Source organism: Pediococcus acidilactici DSM 20284 (genome assembly GCF_000146325.1).
Classification (GTDB): domain Bacteria; phylum Bacillota; class Bacilli; order Lactobacillales; family Lactobacillaceae; genus Pediococcus; species Pediococcus acidilactici.
Window position 1 is genome coordinate 1760043 of sequence record NZ_GL397067.1, and the last position, 25479, is coordinate 1785521.

The following is a 25479-nucleotide window of genomic DNA, read 5'->3' on the forward strand; positions in this document are numbered from 1 at the left end:
AAAACCATAGCCCTATCACTTAGATAGTTTTACTGGAAGGGCTCTCACCGCCAGTTTTTGTGGAAAAATTTTCCCAGGCGGGACGTTTTAGTTTCAGTAATCGCATGGCGTTAAAAATCACCACCAGGATACTAACTTCGTGGAAAAACATCCCGCTTGCCATATTTACCCAGCCTAAACTAACTCCTAACATCAGCAGCGCCACCGTACCAACCGCAATTCCCACGTTTTCCATCATGTTACGCAGCGTTGCTTGAGCAATTTGCCGCGCAAAAACGACGTTCTTAAAATCAGGATTAATCAGCACCACGTCCGAAGTTTCAATCGCGACGTCGGTGCCGCTCCCCATCGCGATTCCAACCGCTGCTTGGGCGATTGCGGGACTATCGTTAATTCCATCGCCAACGAATAGCACTGGTTGACCGCTTGCTTGGAGTTCCTTCAAAAACTGGGCCTTTTCGTTAGGCAACTGACCTGCTTTAACCTGGGTGATTCCCACGGTATGCGCAACGGACTGGGCAACCTTTAGTTGATCACCGGTCACCATCCACTGGTTCGTCACTCCGGTTTGGCGAAGTTGTTTAAGTGCGCTAGCTACGCCGGGTCGGACTTGGTCGGATAAGCCCATTGTCAACACTAAAGCACCGTCTACGATCATTAAAATTACCGATTGCCCATTTTCCCGCAGTTTTTGTAAATCAGCAGTCTGTTTATTAGAAAGTTTTTGGGCACTTGGTTCTAAAATCCGCGGGCTTCCCAATTTCACTTGGTGACCATGCCAAGTGGCGGTAACCCCGATTCCTTTAACGGTGGTGATTGCGATATCATGGTTTTGCACAGGCTGACCCGTTCGTTGTTCATAAAATTCCACAACGGCCACTGCCAAAGGGTGGTTAGTTTGCTTTTCTAATTGGGCCGCCACTGCTAGCCAATCTTGTTGTGAATACTGATAGAAGCTCTGGACGGTCGGTTTACCAGTGGTAATCGTCCCGGTTTTATCCATGAGGATGGTACGCACCTTGGCCAGTTGATCAATGACCTGACCGCCCTTAATCAAGATGCCGCTTTGCGCTCCCCGGCCAATTCCCGCGACGTTGGATACCGGTGTCCCAATTACTAACGCTCCCGGACACGCCAGCACCAAAATTGTAATCGCCAACCGGAAGTCTTGCGTAACTAACTGTGTTAAGAGCGCTAACACTAAAACCAGTGGCGTGTAGTACCGGGCAAACTGATCAATAAAACGGCTTACCGGCGCCTGATTGTCTTGAGCTTCCTCCACGAGCTCAATTATTTTGCCAAACGTGGTTTCTTCCCCAACTTTTTGGGCTTCAACCACCATTTGTCCGTTTTCCACAATTGTACCTGTGTATACTTGATCCGTGGGCGTTTTATTAACCACCCGCGCTTCACCAGTAATGGCCGCTTCGTCGACGGCAGCCGTCCCGGTAACCACCCGCCCGTCAACTGGAACTTGGTCACCAATCCGCACTAATAACTGGTCGCCTACCTCAACATCGTCAATTGCTACCGTGCGGGTTTGTCCTTCGCTCACTAAGAGTGCTTGTGTCGGCTGCATTTCCGTTAGGTTAGCTAACGCCCGGTGAGTCTGCTTTAAAGTACGGCGCTCTAAGTAATTACCTAGACCAAATAAAAAAGTGACCATCGCCGCTTCTTCTAGTTCCCCAATGATTAAAGCTCCTAGCACGGCAATGCTTACTAACAATTCAATGCTGGCCATCCGGGCACGTAACGCGCCGATTGCTTTCAACAGGATCGGCATCCCCGCTACCAACGTTGCTATGCCATACGCCATCCCAGCTGCTTCTGGGAAACTTCCACTATGATGCAGCAGCCATCCCACGGCGGTTAATAGCGCAGCCACCCCGAGCAGAGGGTTAGCAAACCTTGTGAACCAGCGTTGCATTTTAATCATCTTCATCGTCCTCTTCCAAACCTTCGCGCGGTTCTTTTCCCAAACGAGCCTGTAATTTTTGTGAAGCCCGGTCAAATTGTCCGTTAAGCTCAATTAAGTAGTTCGCTAAGGGAAACTTACTTTCTTGGTTAGCCAGCGCAACGGCGCGTTGAATAAACATCAAACTAGTTTGGCAATCTGCTACTAACCCCGCCAATATAGCTTCCGTCGAGTAATACTTAATCCGCGGATCTTCAGTAAGCATACTGTATTCGCTAAATTCTGCGGTGACGGAAGCGGGCTTTTCCCCTACCGCACGAAGCTGGTCGCCTAATTGCACGATATCATGGTTTAACGTTGCCTGTAACTGTAGCAAATATTCCCGGTCGGCAAAGTAGCTTGGCCCCTTAACGTACCAAGCAGCTTGCACCAATTTATTGGTCAACACGCGTAAATTTGCCAAAACATGGTCCGCCATCGCCCCCGCGGTTGGTTGGTGGTGGTCGATTTCAGCTTGCTTTTGCTCTGCTAAATAACGTTCCTCAATTGATTTTGCCATTACTCAATAACCTCCTTGGTTTTCACGCTTTTTACCTGATATCCTAGTTCTTCAACGGTCCGTTTTAAATCCGCACTATCTAACCGATCATCAACGAGCGCCTTAACTTTGCTAGCGTTAAAAAGTACTTTAACGTTTTGGACCCCCGCCAATTTAGTGAGGGCGCCTTGAATTTTCGTCATGCAACTTGGGCAAGTTAACGTATCTAATTGCAGAATAACCTTAGTCATTTTATATTTCCTCCTTGCTTTGATATATTAAGCATAGAAGTACCCGACCTTTTTGAAATTGACCTTGGTCAAGTTTTGACAAAAAAATTTGCACTTCACTAATGAAACAAAGGAGAAACATAATGGCCACCCTCGTTAATGCGCACCATTGCGTGCCCTTAGTACCGATTTTTAAAAACTTAACCCCCGCTCAAAGCCAGCAAATTGAGGCAATCGTTCGCCATCGTCACGTCCCGGCCCAACAAATTCTTTATCAAGCCGGGGACGCTGTTGACGCCTTGACCATCGTTGCCAAGGGACAAGTTAAGGTGGTTCGACTCGCAGAAAACGGTAAGGAACATCTGCTTTACCTGCTCCAAAGCGGTGACATCAACGGGGAAGCAGCCCTTTTCAACCAACTTGAGCACCATTCCACGGCGACAACTTTAACCCCGACCACCGTGTGCACGATTGCGCGGGCGGATTTTCAACAGCTTCTAACCCGCAATCCTCAAATTGCCGTGAACGTGATGAACACCCTGGGCAACCGGATATTGTCGCTCGAAGCTCAAGCCACCAAGACTAATACAGAATCGGTTGCTGAACGACTTGCCGATTACCTCGTCGAAACTTCTGCTAGTTTGCAAGCCAATCCTTTCACCCTGCCGCTCAAAAATAAGGACTTAGCCACCTTGTTAGGAACCACGCCGGAAACCATTAGCCGTTATCTAAAACGTTGGGAAAGCCACCATTTGGTTAAAAAGCTTCCTGGACACCAGTTACAAATTCTTGATGCCGCCGGCTTAACGCTAATTGAATAAGTTATTTTTAGTTATCCAATCACCAATTCATCAAACTAGCGCTTAAAAGATGACGTTTTTAATTAAAATAAAAAAGGACCATTTCAGAATCTAAAATTCCTGAAACGGTCCTTTAATTTAAAACACCAAAAACTAATTCATCTCACTCAATTAAGCTTGTTCAATTTTTTCTTTCCCGTTAAAAACATCTTCATTGAACATGTCACTTCGTTTGGCAGTCACCAATCCGGCTAGGATACTATCGTTAACGTTCACTAACGTCCGACCCATATCGATAATCGGATCAATTGCCAAAACAATTCCCATGATGCCAACCGGTAAATTCAACGTTCCTAAGACAATTAGGGCGGCAAAGGTCGCGCCGCCACCTGAGCCAGCCACCCCAAAGGATGAAATGGTGACGATAATAATCAACGTTAAAATAAATTTAACCGATACGATGTTGATTCCCACTACCGGAGCCGTGATCGACGCAATCATGGCTGGGTAAATTCCTGCACATCCGTTTTGTCCAATACTGAGCCCTAAACTAGCAGAAAAATCTGCGATGGCCTTATTAATCCCCAGTTGCTTAGTTTGTACTTCGACGTTCATTGGCAACGTTCCCGCGCTGTTACGCGAAGTAAACGCAAAGATCAGAGTTGGCCACACTTTTTTGTAGTACTCAATCGGGTTGGTATGCGTTAATAATAAAATAACGGTATGGACTACCAACACCAACAACAATGCCACGTAGACCGCCACAATAAAGTACGCTAAACTTACGATGGTTTTAATACTATTCACCGCAATTGTCTTTGCCATCAAAGAAAAGATTCCGTACGGAGTTAAATTGATGACGAGACGAACCATTCTGGATATTAATTTATCTAGAATATCGGTGCCCCGTTCGAAGGCAAGTGCGTCGTTGGGATAGTGTTCTTTTAACCATATATACGCTAACCCAACAATTAGTGAAAAAATCACTACCGCAATCGTGCTGGTTGCCCGCGTTCCGGCAAGGTCTTCAAAAATGTTTTGTGGTAAGAAACTTACAATTTTTTGCGGAACCGTTAATTCTGATAATGCGTGTTGGTGTTGTTGTAAAAAGGCCAGATTGTCTTTAGAGGCGGTCCCCTTTACAAACGACGCTCCTTGCAAGTTAAAAGCGATCACGGTAATTACCCCAATAAATGCCGCAATTGCCGTAGTTGTTAATAACACCGTTAGCACGTTTCTCGCGATCTTCCCCAGATTCTTAGTGTCTCCTAGCTTGGTGAACGCGCTGATTAACGATATTACGATTAGTGGAATTACCAGCATTTGTAATAACGAAATGTAGCCATTCCCCACAATTCCAATCCAATCAACTGCTGTAGCAACAACTTTACTTGTTGATCCAAAAATTGCTTGGGTGATTGCTCCAAAACTTAATCCTAAAACCAAGCCAATCAAAACTAACTTATTGAAGCTTACGTTCTTTCGTTGTAATAAAGCTAAAACAAGCAGGATCACGCCAGCAATCCCCACGGTTGCCCAAATCATCAAATCATTCATAAATCTTCATTCCCTCTTATTAATTATGGTATTACATGCATTTTTATCACTAACCATCATTAACAAGATTGACCACCACGATGTTTACCTAGTAGTTTAACTAATCTTTCATTCACCATAATTTTTCTTCCTAACTAAAAAGAGTTGGGATCTATTCAAATAGACCCCAACCCCTTTTGCACGTCAAAAAAATTATATAGAAGGTGTGTTGATGATCAATATGAATTGCCCTTAAGATCCAAATAAGCTGGTTCGCTAACAAATAAGGGAATCCATAATTTGATCACTTATTCATTAGACTGATATCAAACAACAACACATCTTCATAATAGTTAACTCCTCGTGGTATTTTTAGTAAGTGTATCACCATCATTCCAAAAAGAAAAGCATTTAGTACTGCCTTATTTACTATCCGTACTTGATTAGCTTTCCCATTTGCTAACATAAGCCTTTATCCATTGGTCGTATTAAGGCATTAGCAACTAAGCTAATCAGCCTTTCCTAGTCCAAGCCATCCTCTTGTTCTTCCGGACTTTTAGACAACTCAATTTATGCGCCTTAACTAAAAATCGACCAGTATGCCAAATTCAGGCACACTGATCAATTGGGGTTAAGCAAAACTAACTTTTTAGCACACGTTTGAGCTCTATTAAAGCCAATCGCAACAAGTTAGCCTCCTAATTTTTTAAAACGAATTTTTCCTTCGTTTCTTACGTAGAACGGCGCCTACACGCGCACTAAGATGTTGTCCATCACGTGCCCCTCCGTTTTGTGTAGAATCATATCGGCTCTAAAACGGGTTGGCAAAATGTATTCTTTTAAATTTTTCAAATCGATATCGCGCCAAATTTTTTTAGCGTAGGCAAAGGCTTCTTCCCGTGGCATCTGGGCGTACTGGTAGTAATAATTGCTCGGATCGTGGAATGCCGTATCCAATAACACGCCGAACCGTTCCAGGAACCATTTTTCAATCAAGTCCGCTTCCGCATCCACGTAAATCGACCAATCGAAAAAGTCGCTAACGTAAATCGTTTCGTTAGCCGGTAATTGGAGTACGTTAATGCCTTCCACAATTAAAATATCTGGCTGATCAATTACGTCATATTCATCCTTGATGACGTCATAAACTTGGTGTGAATACTTCGGCACCTTGATCTGTTTTTGGCCCGTTTTCACCGCGTTTAAAAAGTGGATTAATTCCTTCATGTTGTAACTTTCAGGAAATCCCTTCCGACTCATTAAATGACGCCGCTTTAATTCAGCATTAGGGTATAAAAAGCCATCCGTAGTAATCAACTGGGTCTTTAAATCGCTAAACCAGTTGCTTAACAACACTTGCAATAGGCGCGCAGTGGTGCTTTTACCTACCGCTACGCTTCCCGAAATTCCTACAATAAACGGCGTTTTTTTAACTGGAATCTGTAAAAAGTCCAGTTTATCGCGGTTCCATTTTTCAAAATCAGCGTACTTCTTCTGCAGTAACCGTACCAGTGGAACGTAAACGTCCTGGACGTCCTCTAAGGAAATCCGGTCGTTAAGCGCCTTAATGTCGGCTAATTGCTGCTGAGTCAGCGGTAATTCTGCCCGATTTGATAAATTTTGCCACGCGGTGCGGTCAAACGTGAAATATCCTTGTGCCTGCATGATTACTAAATCCTCGTCTTCGATTAATTCCTTAACTATTCCGATTCAGCGATGGACTGTTGAATATCTCGCACGTCACTAGCTTGATGTTTCATAAATTCGGAGTCCTTAATCGGTAAACTCAAGTCAATCCCGTCCAGTATCTGCCAGGAAAGTTTCACTTGATCAGCCCTAAAATCTAATAAATGACCGCCGAATTGGTGTTGGTCGTCGATGAAATGCAAATGCATTCCGGCCACGCTCGCTCCGTGGAATAGTTTCGGACTATAGTATCCCACAACGGTTCCCTTAATGTTTTGTGCATCAAAGATTTGTTGCTTCGCAGCGGTCTCGCTCAACGTTGGGTAAGGGCGCTGTTGGCCTTTAACCACCCGGGTTTGCACCCGGGAGAAGAGTCCGCTAATTTTAATTGCCACAAATGTATTTTGGTATGACAATTCTTTAGCTAATGTCGCATCTACTTCGGCCATTTCGATTTCTGGTAAAACCACGTGTCCCTCAAAATCCGCTTGGTTAACGTCGGCAAAGGGTAACATGGCTTCGGGTTCTAAAATGCGAACACTCCCGTCAGCTAGGGCTTGGTAAGCAACCCCATCTAAAATAATGACTTCGCCATCAAGACCTTCCGCAGTCCCAATCCCAAAATCACCGTGTTCTAATAATGCTTCGGCAGTCAAAGTTCCGCCGAAAAGACCGTCTACTAACATTGCTAACGTGCCGTGTTGAAATAATTTTGCCATCTGCAATCCCCCCTTTTTTACAAATATTTTATAGTTGATCTGGTAGCAAGGATTGGCCCAACTTAACGTTATCTCGATAATCAACCGGAATGTCGACCACTACCGGTCCCTTCGTTTGAAACGCTTCGTCCAGTTTCTTTCCTAGATCTGCTGGTCCATCAACTCGCAAGCCCTTGGCACCATAACTTTCAGCCAGTTTAACAAAGTCAACCGGACCAAAGTTTACTCCCGCAGCTTTGCCATATTTCAATTCTTCTTGGAACTTAACCATGTCATAATGCCCATCGTTCCAGATAATGTGCACAATATCTAGATTTTCCCGAACGGCCGTTTCCAATTCTTGCGCGGAGAACAGGAAGCCCCCGTCTCCAGAAACGGAAACTGATTTGTGACCCGGACGTAACAACGCCGCTGAAATTGCCCATGGCAAGGCAACTCCAAGGGTTTGCATTCCGTTACTAAATAAGAGGTGCCGTGGTTGGTAACTTCTAAAGTGCCGTGCCATCCAAATATAAAAGCTTCCCACGTCAACTGAAACGGTCATTTCATCGTCGACCCGGTACTGCAGCGCTGAAATTAGTGATAACGGATGAATTCGTTGGGTATCCGATTCCGCTTCGGGCGGTAAGTCCTGTTGATTTTGTTGTTCGCGTAACTGCTCTAAGTACTGCTCTCCGTCGTTACTAATTTGGTAACCCGCGAGGTGCGGTGTTAAGAGGTTAATGGTTTGGGCAATGTCGCCCACTAGTTCTTTTTCGGGTTCAAAGTTGTGGTCGATTTCGGATGGTGAATCGTCGATTACGAGAATCTTGCCATCCCCTTCCGCATTCCAGTTCCGCGGTTCGTATTCGATGGCATCGTATCCGACCGTAATAACCAAATCACTGTGTTTCAACAACTTATCCCCAGGTTGGTTGCGGAAAAGTCCGACCCGCCCGTAGAAATGGTCTTCTAAATCATGGGAAATAATTCCCGCGCCTTGGAAAGTTTCCACAACTGGCAAATCAGATTCCTTAACTAACTGCCGTACCGCTTGGGTAACTTCTGGCGATGACGCCCGCATCCCTAGCAATAGTACGGGAAGTTGGGCGTTTTTAATGGCTTCCGCCAGTTTCTTAATTTCATCAGGGCTTGCTGGCCCTAAAATGGGCTTCTTCAAGGGTTGAATTGGCCGGGTGCTAACTGGTGCGTTCACCACGTCTTGTGGAAAACTCACAAAACTTGCCCCTTGTTTAGAAGATTCCGCAGCCCGGTAGGCATTTGCCAAAACTTCTGAAATGTTTTCTGGTTCCTGCACTTCCACACTGTACTTGGTAATTGGTTCAAACAAATCCGCGTTGCGCATGCTTTGGTGCGTTAGTCTCAAAAGGTCGTTACGGGGAACTTGCCCACCGATAGCTAATACCGGATCCCCTTCCGCCGTCGCGGTAACTAATCCGGTAGCTAAATTTCCCACTCCGGGGCCGGAGGTGGTTAAAACCACCCCCGGTTTTCCGGTAATCCGGCCAACCGCTGCCGCCATAAAGGCCGCATTTTGTTCGTGCCGGGTAATAATTAACCGGGGCTTCCGGGCCCGATTAGAATGCTCTAACTGTTCGAATAACAAGTCAATTTTGGCACCTGGAATCCCAAAAATATATTCCACATCATGGTTAATGAGACTGTCCAGAATCGAATCCGCTCCCGTGTAACTGCTTTGAATCATCTTTTTCCTCCTTAGGGGATCTTGAAAGTGTTTACATAACTACTATATCAGAATTTAACTACCATGGATCGGGTAAATATTACTTTTTGCACTCCTTGCAACTTGATTCCCATTATCCATCGTTTGCTGTGCATAACTTAATTAATTGTTTGGTATAACGACTCGGGGATTTTAGCAATTAACGGACTAAGTTGTCCCTTGGCTACTACTAATAAACGATGCATTGCCCGTGAACAAATGGTGTATAACAACTGTTCGTCGCGGTGACTTTGATAATTTTCCACGTTGGCATCCCAAACAATCACTGAATCAAATTCCAGTCCCTTAGCTAGGAAGGATGGCACTACTAAAGTTCCTTCCACAAGTCGTTGATTTTCCGTGCGAATTAAAGTTACCTTTTCTCCAGCGGCCTGTAACTGCTCCGTGATTTGCTCACATTCTGCTAAACTACGACCAATAATTGCGGTAGTTTCGTGGTCTTGGCGGTCCCGTTCTAACTGGGCTTGGACCGTCTTAAGCATGGTAGCTTGATCTTGGGTAACGGCAACCCGGGGTAATTCGCCTTGGCGGTTGAACGCTTCGATTGCTTCGCCCTCTTCCAAAATCTCCTTCGTGAAGTCCGTAATTGGTTGCGTCGAACGGTACGACTTCGCCAACTGAACTACCTTAGTCTTTTCTGGATCAAACATGGTCGAAAGTTCTGCCAAAAGGGTTTTACTGGTTTCGTTTGCGTAAATTGATTGGTTCAAATCCCCTAGCAAAGTAAACTTAGCCTTCGGGAAGTTATACCGCAGATAAGCTAGTTGAAAGGCATTGTAATCTTGGATTTCATCGATAAACACGTAGCGCATCGAACGGTCGCCCCGTTTACCAGTAATTAAATCATAGAGGTACAGGTACGCTGACGTATCCACCATCGTTAATTGCCGATTTTTAAGATTTTCCACTAGTTTTTCCACATGGGCCTGCCACTGTGCTTCGGTAACCCCGATTTTTTCTAACTTATACCACTTTGGCAAAGTCCGAAGCATGTGGACGTACTGCGCGTTAATACTCAAGAAGCGGTTCCGCATAATTGCGTTCCGAACCGGTTTTAACTCTTTAACCACAATTTGCCGAGCTAAAAACTTAAATTCTTCGTCATTGTCCTTGAATTCGCGAGGTTTATTCTTAAACAACTCGTGAATTTCTTCTTGGCTTAAGTTTTGCACCGCTTCTTCTACCCATTTCGTCCGTAGTTCGCTCCCAACCTTTTGGTTAAGCATGCGAATTAAGGTCTCTCGAGTTCCGTCGATCCGGTTACTTAAGCTATAAGTGTCGTTAAACGAATAGTAGATTTCCTTAATCTTTTCCCTGCTAGCGAACGGTTTTTCCTTGAACATGATATTTCTAAACCGCATGCCGCCCTTCCCAAGGTGCTGTGCATAACGGGTTAGGGCTTTAAAGAATTGCAAACTACCTTTAAATTGGTCGATTTTTCGTTCTGCGTCAGTAAGCTGCTTATCAAACCGTTGTTGTAAGTTTTCCACATCTAAGTTAGGAATCCGCCGCCGGGCAAATTGGTAATAGGTCATCTGCACCATGTTTTGTTCCCCTAATTCAGGTAACACTTGGTCCACATAGTCGTTAAACAACTGGTTTGGCGAGAACATAATCACTTGTCCTGCCGTCAATTTTCCCCGATAACGGTATAACAAGAACGCAACTCGTTGTAAAATTGCCGCCGTTTTTCCTGAACCAGCCGCCCCTTGCACAAATAAAAGGTCCGCGGACGTATTCCGGATAATTTGGTTTTGTTCGCGTTGAATGGTGGAAACGATGCTCTTCATCTTTACGTCCGACTGTGAACCTAAAGCGTTCAATAACATTTGATCGCCAATCGTTTCGTCAGTATCGTAAACCGAAATCAACTTACCGTCTTCAATCGTAAACTGGCGCTTCAACTTTAAATCCACGGATTGTTGCCCATCTGGGGTTGCGTACTCCACGTGGCCCATTTTGCCATCGTAGTAAACACTTGAAATTGGCGCACGCCAATCGTAAATCAAAAAGTGGTCCGGAGTATCCGAAAAAGAGCCCAGTCCGATGTAGATGGTCTCGTCATTTTTCTCGCCCTCTTCGTGGAAGTCAATCCGGGCGAAGTAAGGCCGTTTTTGCATTTGTTTAAGTGTTTTAATTCGTTTGGTTGCGTGTTGCCAACTATTCTCGCGCTCTTCGAGCAACTGCTGTTGTTGGCGAATTGAAATTGCCGTGTCCATCATTCCTGAATAACTGGAAGTATTGATTCGGACATCGTTATAAAAATTATCTTGGATTGCTCCGCGATCATTTTCGGCATTCTTAGCATCTTTTTGGGCCTTATCCATAGCAATGTCTACCTTATCTAAGACCTCTGCTAAATGTTTTTCTTCATATTTAAAAATTTCGTCTGCCAATATGTTTCACCTCTCGGTTTTGTTAGACATAAATTTTACTCCTTTTTATGCGTTTTCACAAAGATTTAAGTCATTTTGGAAATTTAATTTATGATAGAATGGTTGAGGTTTTACAAAAAATAAGGAAGGACAGAAGCTGATGAAACAACTAAAGCTGTACTTTGTTCGTCACGGACAAACCATTTTTAATAAGTACAATCGGATGCAAGGCTGGTCCGACTCACCCTTAACTGAAAAAGGGTACGCAGACGCCCACCAAGCTGGCGTTCGACTAAGCGATACTAAGTTCGACGCGGTGTACGCTTCGGATACCACCCGAGCAATGAACACTGCCCGCGCCATTTTAGCTGAAAACAAGCACACTACCGCTGAAATCCAAGCAAAAACCGAATTTCGAGAAGAATTTTACGGTTATTTTGAAGGCAACGATTCTGCCCAAACTTGGTTTGAAGTTTTGATGCCGATTTCTGGAAAACGCTCGTTCCACGAATTTCTCGAAGAACGCCCGATTGCGGAAACTAAAGACGCTATTAAAGCGGCCGATCCTTTCCACGATGCGGAAAATAACGCCGAATTTTGGGAAAGAATCAACCGTGGATTTAACGACTTGCTAGCGACCGCTAACGATGGCGATCAAATCCTCATCGTCAGTCACGGAACGACAATCCGTTCCATCGCAGCTAAAGCAGATCCTGAACTAGACATCACTTGGGGTCCTAAAAATGGCAGCATTACCCGTTTTACCCTTGATGAAGATGGAATTCATTTAATCGAATATAACAATTAAGATAGTAGAATTGAGATTTAAAATTTACATAGGAGAGACGTAAGAATGGAAAATTCACCTTTAGATGCAAAAAAAAGGTACATTAGCTGGCCGGTCGTTGCTCTGATGGACTTTGTTACCGTAATTGGCTTTGACGATTTAATTTACAATTTTCATAACCAAGGTTTAGCAATTGTTTCTACCTGGGTTTTGATGATTCTGCTTTTTGTTTGGCCATATGAAATGATGGTTGGCCAACTAGGCGGAACTTTCAACGAAGACGGTGGCGGATTAGCTTCCTGGGTTCGCGCAACTAACGGGGACCTTGCCGGATACATCGTGGCCTTCTTCTACTGGATTGCGGGATTACCATACGTAGTCGACGTTGCTAACTCCGTGGTAGTTTCAATTAGTTGGTTAGTTAAGGGTAACGGGGATTTACAATCCTACATGCCCACGATTGCCTTTGCCCTCTTCACCGCGGTGGTCTTTTTAGTTTTCATTTGGTTCCAGCACTTTTTCCGCAACCGCTCGTTGGAGATTCTCAGTACTTTAGGCGGCGGGGCCATGTTTGTAATGACGATTCTTTTCGTGGTAATGACGGTTGCCGCCCTAATGCATGGTCGTCACATTGCTACCCAGCCCTTTAATGCGAGGGCCTTCATCCCTAAAATTGATGGACACTTCCTATCTACCTTTGGGTTATTAATTTTCGCGATTAACGGTGCCGAACTTGCCGCACCATACGTTAAGGAAATGAAAGACGGTAAACGGGACTTTCCGAAAGCCATGATGATGCTCCTATTAATGACGATTTTTCTCACCGTCTTTGGTTCGTTCTCGTTGGCGGTGTTCTTTAACGCCCACCATCTTCCTTACGATTTGAAAATGAACGGTTCCTACTACGCCTTCCAAGCGTTAGGGAAGGAATTTGGAATTGGGGACACCCTCATGTACATCTTTGCGGTGAGTCAAGCCCTTTACATGTTTGCCCAATTGGCGGTTATTTTAGACGCCAGCACCCGGATTTTCTTGTCTGACGTCGCAATGAAGTACTTGCCTAAATCACTAGGTAAACTAAATAGCGACGGTTTGCCAATCAATGGGTACTGGTTAACCACTGGAATCGTTTCGCTGGTACTCTTCCTCAGTAACTGGCTACCAAGTATTAACGACATGTTCAACTGGCTTTTGAACATCAACGGGATTGTTTCGCCATTCGTAACTAGTTTTGTCTTCTTTGCCTTCATGCGCATTCGGCAAAAGAGTAAAGAATTCCATAGTGATTACGTCTTCATTAAAAACGACGTTCTTGCTTGGTTAGTGGGAGCATGGTGCTTTGTAATCACCATCGTATTTTCACTGTTAGGGGTTCGTCCAACCGACGCGACGCCAGGAACTGCTTTATACGACAAGGAATTAGCGTTGAACATCATCATTCCGGTAATTTTCATTGCCCTATCCGCGTTGCTTCCTTACATGGCGTGGGTAGAACGTAACCACTTGAAGAAGACTTCCCGGGCTTCCTACCCATTTGCAATCTTAACTTTCATTGTGGGCGCTTATCTAGTAATTAAGGGCCACTACAGTGCTGACGTTTGGTCTGGCGTGATTGCTTGGGGAATTATCGTGGTCGCTACCTTAGCGGTTTACTTCCTCTTCTTTAACATCTTTAGAAAATCATTTAAGAAAGCATAGATTCATGAAAACAGTTAACTATTACTTTGTACGGCACGGGCAAACCCTCTTCAATCGGTACCGCCATTTACAGGGTTGGTCTGATTCGCCGCTTACCGAAAAAGGGGTGCACGACGCCCAACAAGCAGGCGACTTCTTAGCGGACGTGGATTTTGCCCACGCGTATTGTTCAGATACTACTCGGGCAATCAAAACGGCCCGGTTCATTAACCAGCGAAATCACCACCCGTTACCCGAAAAAACCATCGAACCAATCGCAGCTTTTCGGGAACAATTCTTTGGTTATTTCGAAGGTGCTAATTCGGTAGAAACTGAATTTAAACTTTATCAACAACATTCCACAATTGAACCAACCCTTAACGCCATGACCGCTTTACATGGCATTAAGGCAGCCATCGACGTGTGGAAAAACGTGGATCCGTTCCACGATGCCGAAAGCTACACGGAAATCACCACCCGTTTGCAACAAGGTTTGGATTACACCTTTGACCAAGCTAACGATGGTGATAACGTGTTGGTGGTATCGCACGGAACTTTGATTCGAATTTTGACGTCCATGTTCAACCCAGAAATTGACGTGTCCCATAGCCCCCGCAACGGGAGTGTTACCAAATTAAAATTGAGGGGCCAAGATGGAGTGGTGGAATATTTTGGCAGAGTGTCCCCAGCCCCGGGTAACTCGTGAGGATTAATTGAGAAGTAGACCTAATTGTCTCGACAATTAGGTCTACTTTTTAGTTAACCGGAACGAGTTGGGGCTGGGTACACATTTCGACTAGGTTGCATATCCAACTTTTGTCCCACTCTCATTTTCTTATTACGACAGAGAAATTCGCGTGGTTCACCCCATAAAATGCTTATTTTTCTACCCCCGCCTAATCCATGATATAATTATATAAACGTTTTCAATAATTTGGAGGCCATTCTTATATGAACGAAGAAATCAATGAAGAACCAATTATTATTGCCGGTCTAGAACTTCCTGGCGTTAACCTGGATTACGCCATGGCAGAACTTAAGTCGTTAGCATCTGCTAACCACATGAGGGTGATGGACCAGCTTACCCAAAAATTAGAACGGCCTAATGCCGCAACCTATTTTGGAAAAGGAAAAATTGAAGAACTGACCCAAGTAGCTGCGGCTCGCGAAGTCGAAACCCTGGTGGTTAATGACGAATTAACCCCCAGTCAGCTTAGTAACTTAGAAAAGGAAACCCAGTTACGAGTCATCGACCGCACCGGTTTGATTTTAGAAATCTTTGCTAACCGGGCTCGTTCAAAAGAGGCCCGTCTCCAAGTTGAACTTGCCAAGTTGCAATATCAGCTTCCCCGCTTGCGGACTAGCGCTACCCAGCGACTTGACCAACAAACTGCCGGAAATACCGGCGGTGGATTTACTAACCGGGGTGCCGGTGAAACTAAGCTAGAATTAAACCGGCGGACGATTCGTAACCGAATCAACCACATCAACCAGGAACTTAAGGAAATGTCCACTTCGGCCAACGTGCAACGCCAGCGTCGGGATAAAAAGGACATCCCTAGCGTAGCCTTGGTTGGGTACACCAATACTGGAAAGTCAACCACGATGAATGGTTTAATCAGTATGTACGGCCGCAATGAAGACAAGCAAGTTTTCGAAAAAGACATGCTGTTTGCCACCTTGGACACTAGTGTGCGCAAACTAACCTTCCCAGACCAAAAAGAACTGATTCTTAGCGATACGGTTGGGTTTGTCAGCAATTTGCCACACCAGTTGGTAAAGGCCTTTCGTTCCACCCTATCGGAAGCTGCTAAAGCGGACCTCCTTGTACAAGTTGTGGACGTATCCGACCCGCATTACCGGGATACGATAACCCGTTCGCCCGAGCGCCTTCCATCTGGCCTTTATCGATCGAAACAATCCCGCCCCGAATAATTTCCGCAATCATGGCTGATTCAAACACCGTTAGCGCCAAAATTGAAGATGGCAAGATTCCCAACCGAATTCCCAAGTTAGGCAATCCAAAGTAAACGAAGAAGAACATTAACAAGAGGGGCAAGTTTCGGATTACGTCAATCACCACTCCCACCAACGCTGACAAGTAGCGTACGTTAAGGTAACGGATTAGTCCCAGTATTCCACCGAGCACGTAGCTAAAAATAATCGAAATCACCGAAACTTCAATAGTTATCCACAGTCCCTTTAACAAGAACGCTAAATTTACCGCGGAATAGGCTTCCATAAATGCGTGCATTAGGCGACACCTCGATTCGTCCGTTTTTCTAGGTACCGCATGTAGTAACTTAGCGGCATCGTGATAATGAGATACAATACTCCCACTACTAGATAAGAGTTAATCGTGTCAAAGGTGGTGGAGGCAATGTCGTTACCCACATACATCAGGTCAAATCCAGCCACGAAAGCTAACACTGACGAATTCTTAACTAGGTTAATAAATTGGTTTCCTAAAGGTGGAATCACAATCTTAAAGGCCTGGGGCAAAACAATGTAACGCATCGCTTGGCTAAACGTCATTCCGTTTGACCGGGCCGCTTCCATTTGCCCCCCGCTTACCGATTGGATTCCCGCCCGCACCGTTTCGGCAATGAAAGCCGAAGTGTAGATGGTCAATCCAATGGTACCAGCGGTAAAACCGTTTACCGCGGGGACATACCGTGGAATCACAATGTAAAAGAACATGGTCACTACCAGTAGCGGAATGTTTCGAACCACTTCCACATAAATGCGGCCAATGGTCCGTGCTAACCGACTAGGCAAAACTTCCATGATGGCAAACAGCGATCCGATTACTAAACTAAAAAATAACGCAATCAAACTACAAAGTAGCGTCTGTCCCAGTCCGCTAAAGAGCTCCGCACTATGATTAGTTAAAATATTAATCATCGTTCCACCTCCCGGTAATTAAATCCAGGAATATCGCCAAACCATTTCTTGATGAGTCGGTTATACTCCCCGTTTGCGATAATCTCTTCCAACGCTTGGTTAAGGTGTTTTTTCAACGCCGGTTGGTTTTGGTTAATGGCAATTCCGTAAGGTTCCTTAGTGAACGCCTTTCCGACCACTTTAAATTGGGGATTATCAACCGCCATTCCAAATAAAATACCGTTATCCGTAGTTAAAGCCGCTCCCTGCCCGGATTTTAGTGCCGTAAGGGCTTGAGCATAGTCTTGCAACTGAATTACCTGTGCTTTAGGGGCAAATTTTTTAACGTTGCTGACCGAATTAGCACCAACCACCCCAATCACTTTGGTACCCGGATGGTTTAGATCCTTTACGCTATGAATCTTACTATCTTTAGGAACTAACAGGGATTGTCCGGCATCAAAATAGGAGTCTGAAAAATCAACTACTTTTTGCCGGTCCTTAGTGATCGTCATCGTCGCAATCACTGCATCCAAATTGCCATTCTTCAGCAGTGGAATCCGCGTTTGGCTAGTTACTTGAACAAACTCGGCCCGCGCATCCTTTCCCAACATCTGCTTCGTCAGCGCTTTAGCAATGTCAATATCAAACCCCTTAATCTGGGAGTCCTTTACGTCCATTAACCCAAACAACTTGGTATCGGCCTTTACCCCCCAAGTGAGGGTTTTAGTTTGCTGGGCGGTTTGCCAAGCGTCACGTTGTTTAGCTTCTTGCTTTGTACAACCACCTAGAATGCCCAGAAAAAGTACGGCTGTCAGTCCCAAGAAAAGCATTTTAAACCTTCTACGCATGGGGACCACCTCCTAGTGTTTGATAATCTTGCTGAGAAATTGGCGTGCCCGTTCGTTAGATGGTTGCCCGTCAAAGAATTCTTCCTTGCGGTCGTCTTCGAGGATCCGACCACCATCCATGAAAATCACCCGGTCCCCCACTTCACGAGCAAAGCCCATTTCGTGAGTCACCACTACCATGGTCATGGCGGAATCGCGGGCAATTTGCTTCATAACGTTTAAAACATCATCGATCATTTCAGGATCGAGCGCGGACGTTGGCTCATCAAATAAAATACATTTAGGCTGCATCGCTAAACTACGGGCAATCGCAATACGTTGTTTTTGCCCCCCTGATAGCATGGCAGGCATGCTGTCTGCCTTTTCAGCTAGCCCAACCCGGTCCAGCAGTTCCATTGCTAGTTGGCGGTTCTGCTCTTCAGGTCGTTTAAGCACGACCCGGGGAGCTAGCATAATGTTCTCTAAAACAGACTTGTTATCGTACAAGTTAAAATGTTGGAAAACCATTCCCACTTCTCGGCGAATTTTGTTGATATTGGTTTGGCGGTTGGCCAAGTCAAATCCGTTGACAATTAATTGACCACCGTCAATACTTTCTAATCCGTTAATGGTTCGAATCAAGGTGCTTTTTCCTGAACCAGACGGTCCAATCAATACCACCGTTTCTCCCTTTTCGATCGTTAGATTAACGTCGGTTAGGGCATGAAACTTACCGTAATACTTTTCCACATTATGAAATTCGATCATCGACATCTTGATCCCTCCGTTTCCATTTACCCGATTACATTAACGAAAGATTAAAATTAGATAAATTTTTGGTTATATTGACTATACTGGACAAAAAAAGACCTGTCAAAGTAAATACATTGACAGGTCTTAATAATTTATCATCAAATCACTTCGAAAGTGAGGTTTGGCGCCGTTTATAAGCAATATTAATTTTTAAGCGGTATGGTTCATTTTCCACAATCATTCCAGAGCGACCGCGTACTTTCTTTTCGCCACCAATTAAAAACGCGTTTGCTAAATACAAGTGGTTTTCAGCTTTAGCGGCTTGGTAACTGGATAAGCCCACCTTGGTAATTTCGCCCACTGGAACGGCCTCCATTTGGTTCATTCCAGCTACCACAGTGGGTTTGCCAGCAACGAGTTGGACTTCCGCATACGGGATCGCCACTCCCAAGTCGCCGATTGCGTACGTTTCGGTTTGCTGAGCAGGCATTTCTGCCCGTAATTCTTCGTCAGTCCGGCCCCCATAATCCATGAAGACCATCCCTGATTGAATCATCTTTTCCGCAATTTGTTCAATATTTTTTTGTTGGCGCGCAGATGAAACGATCGTGGCGGGTAACAGGGCCTTCTGGTCGAAAACTCCGCCTGGACTAGCAACTTGGCGGCTTTGTCGTTCTACCCGCGTAAGGCGGCGTCGGAATTCTTCTTTTTCCCGCACTTCTTCTGGCGTGCCCCCAATGTATTTTTCTAAAATTGGGGAAATATCAAACGGAGCCTGCTTATTAGTGAAATAGTAATAAATGTTCATAATTGAGAAATACAAGAAAATCAAAAAGATTGCTAATAGCAGTAATCCTCTTGTATATGCGCCATTTTGGATAAAGCGAATCCCAATGTATAACAAATACCAATTCCCTACAAAGGCTGTGATAGTGTAAATTTGGTTCTTCAACTTACTCTTAACACTAATCATGCCCATGTAATGACTTACTAATGTTAGAAATGAAATCACGTTTATCCCCCCTTATTGACCTGTATTAGTATCAGTGGTCGTGGCCTTTTGGACGGCAGCCTGTTGGTTAGTATCCTGCTGCGAACTTGCTTGCCCTTGCGATGCAGCAGCTCCTGATCCTGAACTTGCATCTCCGGAACTATCCGTCGTGGTCTGGTCCTCATCATTTGCCCCACTAGAGGCCTTATCATTGCCAGTCGAATCCTTAGTCGTTTTCGAAGAAGAATTGTCTTGAGTTTGATCATCAGTTGGTTGTGAAGTTTCCCCACTGCTTGAAGTATCTTCACTCGGCTTGCTGCTTTCTTCAGAACTCGATGACGACTCTTCCGATTTATCTTTAGAATGTTCATCGTCGCTTGAAGGTTTCTTTTCTGGTTCACTGCTTTCAACTACTTTTGAAGAACGCACCGGCGCTCCTTCAGAAGTGTTGGTAGCTTTATTAACAATTACGTTTGTCGCACTTAGCGCAATTATCATCGTCACGATGGCAATCGGCGTTAAAAAAGGTGGTGTTCTGTATGCCATTCTATCTCCCTCCATATTTCCAAACGTTAGCATACCAAAAAAACGCGCTCAGGTAAGCAAAACTCCCCCAAGTTTGCAATAACTTTAATATTTTATCTGATAAAGTTAACATTTAACTTATCCACACTATGCGTGAACTTTTTTTGCACACTCTGCACAGATCCCATATAACTCAAAATGGTGTCCGGTAATCTCAGCACCCGGTAACTGGTCGCTAAAAAAACTCAACGGACACATTTTTAATTCCTGCACTTTTCCACACTGGTTGCAAATAAAGTGATGGTGATGTGCATGCTGCTCGTTACAGTCCAGTTTTACTTCTGTTTTTCCGTCATTTTCGTTTTGATTTTCTTCCACAATTCCTAGTGCCGCAAATTCCTTAACGTTTCGGTAAATCGTGTTATGACTCATCTTAGGAAATTGTAGCCGCATCAAGCGGTCTAATTCGGTTAATTCCAAATACCGATCACCGCTTTGCGCAAGCAACTCTAATAAACTCTGCCGCTGACGCGTAATTTTATAGCCGTTCGCTTTTAAAATTTTAACCGCAATTGCAATTGGACTTTTATCCACAGTTTGCCACCTCGTAAATAGTAATTATTACGCTTTACATTAACATATTTAGGGGCGCATTTAAACGTCCAAAGTTTGCTTTTTGACCTGCAAATAAAATGCGTCAAGTTTTTGCTTAGTAGCCTGCCAATCGTCGTTATCAATCACGGTTGCCTTTCCTTGTAGTTCACTTGGCAATTCCATATCTCGGCGATACTCAGGGCTGTTAATTCTTTTAGTGATTGAATCCATACTATCCCCACGCTTTAACAGCCTTTGCTTCAATGTAGCTTCTTTTTGCACCCGCAAAAACAAAATTTCCACTTGGTCACCCAATTTTTGCTGGTAAGTAATTGCCCCGGCCGTGTCTAACACAATGCAAGCAATCGGGTTCTTTTGCCACGCCTGGGTGAGCCCTTCGTAGGAAGAGCCGTACCGGTAGTGAGCGTACTGAACTTGTTCCAAATAATGATTTTGGTCGAACGAATCCGCCGTTTCAAAATAATAGTCCACCCCTTGCTTTTCATTAGTCCTTTGGGGGCGGGTGGTGTGCGTGATCACCTTCACAACGCCATAACGTTGGTTAAGATAGTCTGCTACCGTGGTTTTCCCCGAACCCGTAGGCCCCGCTATTACAATAATCTTATTCATTTCCCTTACTCCAAGCTTAAATATTTGCATTTTTGTTTAAAATGTTGTAAATTAAGGTATCGTATCAATTGGAAGCGCTTTTCCCGCTTCTAAAATTCATGATTTAGGAGGTTTATCATTATGCAATTTAAAAAGTACAGCACAGCTTGGTACAGTATCGCACTTGATACTGAAAAGCAGGTTTTTATCGCTAATGATAAAGCCCAACCAGAGTTTCAAGCTACAGGCGTAACGATTGAAGAAGCAATTCAAAATCTTCAAAGCCTCGAAGAAAATTCATTCAGCAAGTTAGCATAACTTAACTCTTAAAAAGCTTTATCAAATGCAAGTAAGGAGGCCATGACCCGCGATGTCATGGCCTCTTTTTTGTTTGCTTTGCGCGCGCCCAATTTTTATTACTATTGTTCTGCTTTCCGAATATATTGGTCCGCGTTATCTAACGCCTGCTTTAAGTTTAGGTAGGTTAGCCGCTTTCTAGCAGCTGCGTAATCAAGCCACGCCGCCATGCTAATTTCTTCCTTCTGCAATCGAACTACCGTATCTTCAGGAACCTTTGCCGTAAATAGGGTCACTTTCTTGTCATTTTCGCCAACTCGATAATTTAAAACGTCGTAAAAACGATCGTCGACCGTGGCGATAATCCCAGTCTCCTCCCTAATCTCCCGCTCGGCGGCTTCAAGAGCCGATTCCGTATTTTCTAAATGTCCTTTAGGGAATCCCCAAAAACCGCTCGTAGCGCTTTTTAGCAATAAGTAATACGGCTCTTTTGCCCGCATTTGGTAAACTACTGCTCCGCCATCCAATTCTAAAGCCATCGTCATTCCTCCGTTTTTTGCTTACTTTTTTAATTATACCAGTCTCTAATTGCACTAGTTTAGCAAATTTAATCTAGGTGGATTTCTTGATTTTCGTTGACAGTATTAACTTCATCCCGTATTATTAGAAAAACATTAGAGAGGAAGTGGCGTATGCAACTAAAACATAATATTTTTCGTAAAGAATCACTAGCTAATTATCTGAAGGTAGATTCTCAATTTGAAAAAACGCTGGGTGCTAAAGACCTCTTAGCCCTCGGAATCGGGGCAGTAATCGGTACCGGAATTTTCATTCTCCCCGGCACCGTGGCAGCGTTAAAAGCTGGTCCCTCAATCACCCTATCATTTGTGATTGCCGCCTTGGTTTGTGCTCTAGCAGGAATGTGTTACGCAGAGTTTGCCGCCTCGATTCCCGTGGCGGGCAGCGCCTACTCCTACGGAACCATTATTTACGGGGAACTGCTCGGCTGGTTATTAGGTTGGGCGTTAATTCTAGAGTACGTACTGGCCGTCGCGGCGGTTTCCACCGGGTGGTCTGCTTACTTTGGTTCCTTAATTAAGGGATTTGGCGGCCACCTCCCTGCAGCAATTGCCGGGCCATTTGATCCCCAGCATGGGACTTATATTAATTTGTTTGCGGTAATCATTGTGCTTTTAATTGGCTTTCTATTAAACCGTGGTTTTAAGTCTTCAATCCGCATTAACAACTTAATGGTTTTCGTTAAAATTGCAATTATTTTAATTTTTATCGGCGTGGGTATTTTTTACGTTAAACCCAGCAACTGGCAACCATACTTTCCATTTGGGATTCATGGAACCTTAGCTGGCGCATCCACCGTCTTCTTTGCTTATTTAGGATTCGACACCGTTTCGGCATCTGCAGCGGAAGTAAAAAATCCGGCTAAGAACATGCCTATTGGAATCATCGGTACGCTGATCGTTGCCACCATCTTTTACGTGGCGGTGGCAGTGGTACTAACTGGGATGGTGCCTTATAACGAGCTTAACGTGGCAAACCCCGTATCCTTTGCTTTACAATTAGTTCACCAGAACTGGATTGCGGGATTGCTATCCGTGGGTGCCCTAGCAGGGATGACCACCATGATGATTTCCATGATTTACGGTAGTTCTCGTTTAGTTTACGCAACCGGGCGGGACGGACTCCTGCCACGCTTGTTAGGCCAACTAGAAGGGCCGCACCGTTCACCCAAAAACGCTTTGATCGTCGTTACGATTTTTATCGCGTTACTTGGCGGATTCGTACCCCTTGATCAACTTACCAACCTAGTAAACATGGGAACCCTGTTTGCCTTCGGACTAATCTCGTTAGGGGTAATCCCCCTTCGTCGCCGCACCGACATCCCGGGGAACGGCTTTAAGGTACCTGGTTATCCAGTGATTCCGATCATTTCAGTTATCGCCTGTGTTTACTTGATTTCGACCCTTTCCTTAGAAACTTGGATTGGTTCAGCAATCTGGTTTGCAATCGGCTTAATCATTTACTTTAGCTATGGGATGCGGCATAGTAAACTGGCTGAATAAAAATTATTCACCAATCTCCAGTTAATTTATGAACCTTAATTACCTTTGCTTGATTCTAAAAAAATAATTTACGTATAAAAAATTGGAGCCTCTGGAAATTTATCTAGAGGCTCCAATTTTTTATTTGCTACTTTGTAAGGTCAAGAATAGGATCAAAGTATTCTAATTTCGTGTAATCAACGTTTCCGCCATCCGTAATTGCTAAATCTGGGATGGCCGTGATTGGCAAGAAGGACAGGTAAAATAATGGATCCGGAAGTTTACATCCTAATTGATTAGCAGCATTTTTTAACTCTACTTCTTTTCGAGCTAATTCGTTTGGCTGCAAATCAGTTACTATTCCAGCAACCGGCAATTCCAACAAGGCGAGCACTTCGCCCTTATTAACCACGACTTGTCCTCCGCCGTGTTTAACTAATTCGTTGACTGCTAACGCCATATCCGCTTCATCCATCCCCGCCACGACAATGTTATTATCATCTGGCGAAGCAGAAGTAGCTATTGCTCCGGACTGCAATCCCCATCCCGAGATAAATCCCCGAGAGTGTTGGTGGTTAATGCCATATCTTTCAACCACAGACACTAACGCAACGTCCCGTTTGGCATCGGGAAGGATGCACCCGTCCTTAATTTTTAAATCAACTTTTCTCGATTTACGGACAAACGGCCCCACGCTCTTGATGCTTCGAACCGTCGCCATTCCCGTTGGCTGATCAACTTGGTATTTAAAACTCTCAGCCGTTATTTCCGCACATTTAACCGAATTCGTAATCTCTACAGATCTTTTTGGTGGCACAAATTCCAACTGTTCCGCTTGTCGTTCAACTACCACCACGCCCTTACTGATCACCGTTTCAATATTAAAGGTTCCTGGCTGGTCAATTAGCAAAATATCCGCTTCCTTGCCAGGCGCAATCGAACCCACTTGGTCGTCAATATGGTACGCTTCGGCACTGTTTAAAGTTGCCATCTGAATGGCGGTCATGGGCGAAATTCCTGCCTTAATCGCTAACCGAACCAGATGATCAACATGTCCTTTTTCCAAAATATCACGCGCCGTTATGTCGTCCGTACAAAAACTAGTGTGGCGGGCTACACCCGGAGCACCTTCCGTAATGGCTTTAACGTTTTCAGCTAAAAATTTGGTAACCGAAGATTCCCGAATTATCGTGTGGATTCCTTTCCGAGCTTTTTCTAAAAATTCTTCATGAGAATAACTTTCGTGATCAACCCGCACCCTAGTCATTAAGAATTGATTTAGATCTTTCCCCTTGGCCATCGGAGAACAGCCAAAAATCGGCTTATGCAATTTTTGTGCCGTTAAAACAGCTGACAAGGTATCTTTATCTTTGGTTTGGACCGCTTCTCGGACGGTTTCCCAAACACCGTAACTACGCTCCTGAGGTTGAAACTTTTGGTGATCTTGCGCGTTGACGTTATAAGCTACCGTTGACTGCGGGATTGTGTATGGCGTTTTATACGGAACCCCCCAGAAAACTTTTAGGGGAAGCTGATCAATTTCCGCAAAAATTTCGTCTAGCCCGGCTAATCCAATCACTGAAATATATTCATCCAATCCAGAGACAATGCTAGTCGTTCCTTTGGGCACCACTGCTCGAGCAAAGCGCGTCATTGACATTTTGCTGCATTCAACGTGAATATGTCCGTCAATCAAACCAGGGGCTAGATATTGGTCGGTCGCATCTACGTGTCGGGTATGCTCTCCGACATAGTCCGAGACGTCTTTATCAACTGCCACAATTCTACCCTTGTAGATTGCTACGTCTGCACGATAATATTCGGCCGTATCCACATTAATTAACGTACCATTTTCAATAACCAGGTCTGCTGGAATTTCAGCTGCCCCCGCATCAATATATTTTTCTAACTCCGTCGTAGTATCCATGTC

General features: G+C 44.5%; 23 protein-coding genes and 2 pseudogenes. 7 read left to right on the top strand and 18 right to left on the bottom strand.

Going from position 1 to position 25479, the window contains the following annotated elements; all coding sequences use genetic code 11:
* Positions 1–19 precede the first annotated feature (19 nt).
* From HMPREF0623_RS08390 to HMPREF0623_RS08400, 3 genes are read right to left on the bottom strand one after another with little or no spacing between them, the layout of a single operon-like run.
* Positions 20–1942: a heavy metal translocating P-type ATPase gene (locus HMPREF0623_RS08390; RefSeq protein ID WP_004166709.1), complete on the bottom strand. Its 1923-nt coding sequence runs from the start codon at positions 1940–1942 to the stop codon at positions 20–22.
* Complete coding sequence (locus HMPREF0623_RS08395; RefSeq protein ID WP_002829985.1) at positions 1929–2474, bottom strand: ferritin-like domain-containing protein; 546 nt, start codon at positions 2472–2474, stop codon at positions 1929–1931. Before HMPREF0623_RS08395 ends, HMPREF0623_RS08390 begins: the two co-directional genes overlap by 14 nt.
* Positions 2474–2704 carry a heavy-metal-associated domain-containing protein gene (locus HMPREF0623_RS08400; protein WP_002829987.1) on the bottom strand — a complete coding sequence of 77 codons (231 nt, stop codon included), beginning with the start codon at positions 2702–2704 and terminating at the stop codon, positions 2474–2476. Before HMPREF0623_RS08400 ends, HMPREF0623_RS08395 begins: the two co-directional genes overlap by 1 nt.
* Positions 2705–2826: 122 nt before the next feature.
* On the opposite strand from HMPREF0623_RS08400, the gene HMPREF0623_RS08405 reads away from it, so the two are divergent.
* A complete protein-coding gene (locus HMPREF0623_RS08405; RefSeq protein ID WP_036671451.1) occupies positions 2827–3504 on the top strand; it encodes a Crp/Fnr family transcriptional regulator in 678 nt (225 codons plus the stop codon).
* Positions 3505–3654: 150 nt separating this feature from the next.
* On the opposite strand, the gene HMPREF0623_RS08410 is transcribed toward HMPREF0623_RS08405, so the two are convergent.
* From HMPREF0623_RS08410 to helD, 5 genes are all read right to left on the bottom strand, one after another.
* Positions 3655–5040, bottom strand: a complete 1386-nt coding sequence (locus HMPREF0623_RS08410) for a cation:dicarboxylate symporter family transporter (protein WP_002829990.1) — start codon at positions 5038–5040, stop codon at positions 3655–3657.
* Between the two features lie 726 nt (positions 5041–5766).
* Positions 5767–6687: a type I pantothenate kinase gene (gene coaA, locus HMPREF0623_RS08415; RefSeq protein WP_370647627.1), complete on the bottom strand. Its 921-nt coding sequence runs from the start codon at positions 6685–6687 to the stop codon at positions 5767–5769.
* 32 nt (positions 6688–6719) lie between these two features.
* On the bottom strand, positions 6720–7424 hold the full coding sequence (gene budA, locus HMPREF0623_RS08420; protein WP_002829992.1) for an acetolactate decarboxylase: 705 nt from the start codon (positions 7422–7424) through the stop codon (positions 6720–6722).
* A gap of 28 nt (positions 7425–7452) precedes the next feature.
* Entirely contained in the window at positions 7453–9129 is a 1677-nt protein-coding gene (gene alsS, locus HMPREF0623_RS08425; protein ID WP_002829993.1) for an acetolactate synthase AlsS, read from the bottom strand.
* A gap of 137 nt (positions 9130–9266) precedes the next feature.
* Complete coding sequence (gene helD / locus HMPREF0623_RS08430) at positions 9267–11564, bottom strand: RNA polymerase recycling motor HelD (protein ID WP_004166711.1); 2298 nt, start codon at positions 11562–11564, stop codon at positions 9267–9269.
* Positions 11565–11703: 139 nt separating this feature from the next.
* Between helD and HMPREF0623_RS08435 the strand changes: the two genes are divergently transcribed.
* From HMPREF0623_RS08435 to hflX, 4 genes and pseudogenes are all read left to right on the top strand, one after another.
* A complete protein-coding gene (locus tag HMPREF0623_RS08435; protein WP_002829995.1) occupies positions 11704–12351 on the top strand; it encodes a histidine phosphatase family protein in 648 nt (215 codons plus the stop codon).
* A 45-nt stretch (positions 12352–12396) separates the two neighbouring features.
* Complete coding sequence (locus HMPREF0623_RS08440) at positions 12397–14028, top strand: APC family permease (RefSeq protein WP_002829996.1); 1632 nt, start codon at positions 12397–12399, stop codon at positions 14026–14028.
* A gap of 4 nt (positions 14029–14032) precedes the next feature.
* Entirely contained in the window at positions 14033–14713 is a 681-nt protein-coding gene (locus HMPREF0623_RS08445; RefSeq protein WP_002831089.1) for a histidine phosphatase family protein, read from the top strand.
* A gap of 245 nt (positions 14714–14958) precedes the next feature.
* A pseudogene (gene hflX / locus HMPREF0623_RS08450) lies at positions 14959–15900 on the top strand (GTPase HflX); the annotation flags it as partial.
* Here hflX and HMPREF0623_RS09500 read toward each other — a convergent pair.
* The 8 genes and pseudogenes from HMPREF0623_RS09500 to HMPREF0623_RS08485 all read right to left on the bottom strand — a co-directional run.
* Positions 15872–16261, bottom strand: a pseudogene (locus HMPREF0623_RS09500) (ABC transporter permease subunit); the annotation flags it as partial. The pseudogenes hflX and HMPREF0623_RS09500 sit on opposite strands and share 29 nt — an antisense overlap.
* Positions 16261–16911, bottom strand: a complete 651-nt coding sequence (locus tag HMPREF0623_RS08455; RefSeq protein WP_002831087.1) for an amino acid ABC transporter permease — start codon at positions 16909–16911, stop codon at positions 16261–16263. The gene HMPREF0623_RS08455 and the pseudogene HMPREF0623_RS09500, both read right to left, overlap by 1 nt.
* The gene (locus tag HMPREF0623_RS08460) at positions 16908–17741 is read right to left on the bottom strand and encodes a glutamate ABC transporter substrate-binding protein (protein WP_002831086.1); all 834 of its coding nucleotides are present in this window, start codon (positions 17739–17741) and stop codon (positions 16908–16910) included. Before HMPREF0623_RS08460 ends, HMPREF0623_RS08455 begins: the two co-directional genes overlap by 4 nt.
* Before the next feature lie 12 nt (positions 17742–17753).
* Positions 17754–18494, bottom strand: a complete 741-nt coding sequence (locus HMPREF0623_RS08465) for an amino acid ABC transporter ATP-binding protein (RefSeq protein WP_004166713.1) — start codon at positions 18492–18494, stop codon at positions 17754–17756.
* A gap of 142 nt (positions 18495–18636) precedes the next feature.
* Positions 18637–19485, bottom strand: a complete 849-nt coding sequence (locus HMPREF0623_RS08470) for a DUF6681 family protein (protein WP_002830005.1) — start codon at positions 19483–19485, stop codon at positions 18637–18639.
* A gap of 12 nt (positions 19486–19497) precedes the next feature.
* Positions 19498–20010, bottom strand: a complete 513-nt coding sequence (locus HMPREF0623_RS08475) for a hypothetical protein (protein ID WP_036671452.1) — start codon at positions 20008–20010, stop codon at positions 19498–19500.
* A gap of 126 nt (positions 20011–20136) precedes the next feature.
* Entirely contained in the window at positions 20137–20583 is a 447-nt protein-coding gene (locus tag HMPREF0623_RS08480; RefSeq protein WP_002830008.1) for a Fur family transcriptional regulator, read from the bottom strand.
* Between the two features lie 60 nt (positions 20584–20643).
* Positions 20644–21213 (bottom strand): guanylate kinase, encoded by a 570-nt coding sequence (locus HMPREF0623_RS08485; RefSeq protein WP_002831082.1) that lies wholly within the window; start codon positions 21211–21213, stop codon positions 20644–20646.
* A 120-nt stretch (positions 21214–21333) separates the two neighbouring features.
* On the opposite strand from HMPREF0623_RS08485, the gene HMPREF0623_RS09595 reads away from it, so the two are divergent.
* Positions 21334–21510 carry a hypothetical protein gene (locus tag HMPREF0623_RS09595; protein WP_002830011.1) on the top strand — a complete coding sequence of 59 codons (177 nt, stop codon included), beginning with the start codon at positions 21334–21336 and terminating at the stop codon, positions 21508–21510.
* 101 nt (positions 21511–21611) lie between these two features.
* On the opposite strand, the gene HMPREF0623_RS08490 is transcribed toward HMPREF0623_RS09595, so the two are convergent.
* Complete coding sequence (locus tag HMPREF0623_RS08490; RefSeq protein ID WP_002830013.1) at positions 21612–22028, bottom strand: NUDIX domain-containing protein; 417 nt, start codon at positions 22026–22028, stop codon at positions 21612–21614.
* A gap of 153 nt (positions 22029–22181) precedes the next feature.
* Here HMPREF0623_RS08490 and HMPREF0623_RS08495 point away from each other — a divergent pair, with 153 nt between their 5' ends.
* Positions 22182–23570: an amino acid permease gene (locus tag HMPREF0623_RS08495; protein WP_002830014.1), complete on the top strand. Its 1389-nt coding sequence runs from the start codon at positions 22182–22184 to the stop codon at positions 23568–23570.
* A gap of 127 nt (positions 23571–23697) precedes the next feature.
* Here the strand turns inward: HMPREF0623_RS08495 and HMPREF0623_RS08500 are convergent, their stop codons facing one another.
* On the bottom strand, positions 23698–25476 hold the full coding sequence (locus HMPREF0623_RS08500; protein ID WP_002830016.1) for an adenine deaminase C-terminal domain-containing protein: 1779 nt from the start codon (positions 25474–25476) through the stop codon (positions 23698–23700).
* Positions 25477–25479: the final 3 nt, after the last annotated feature.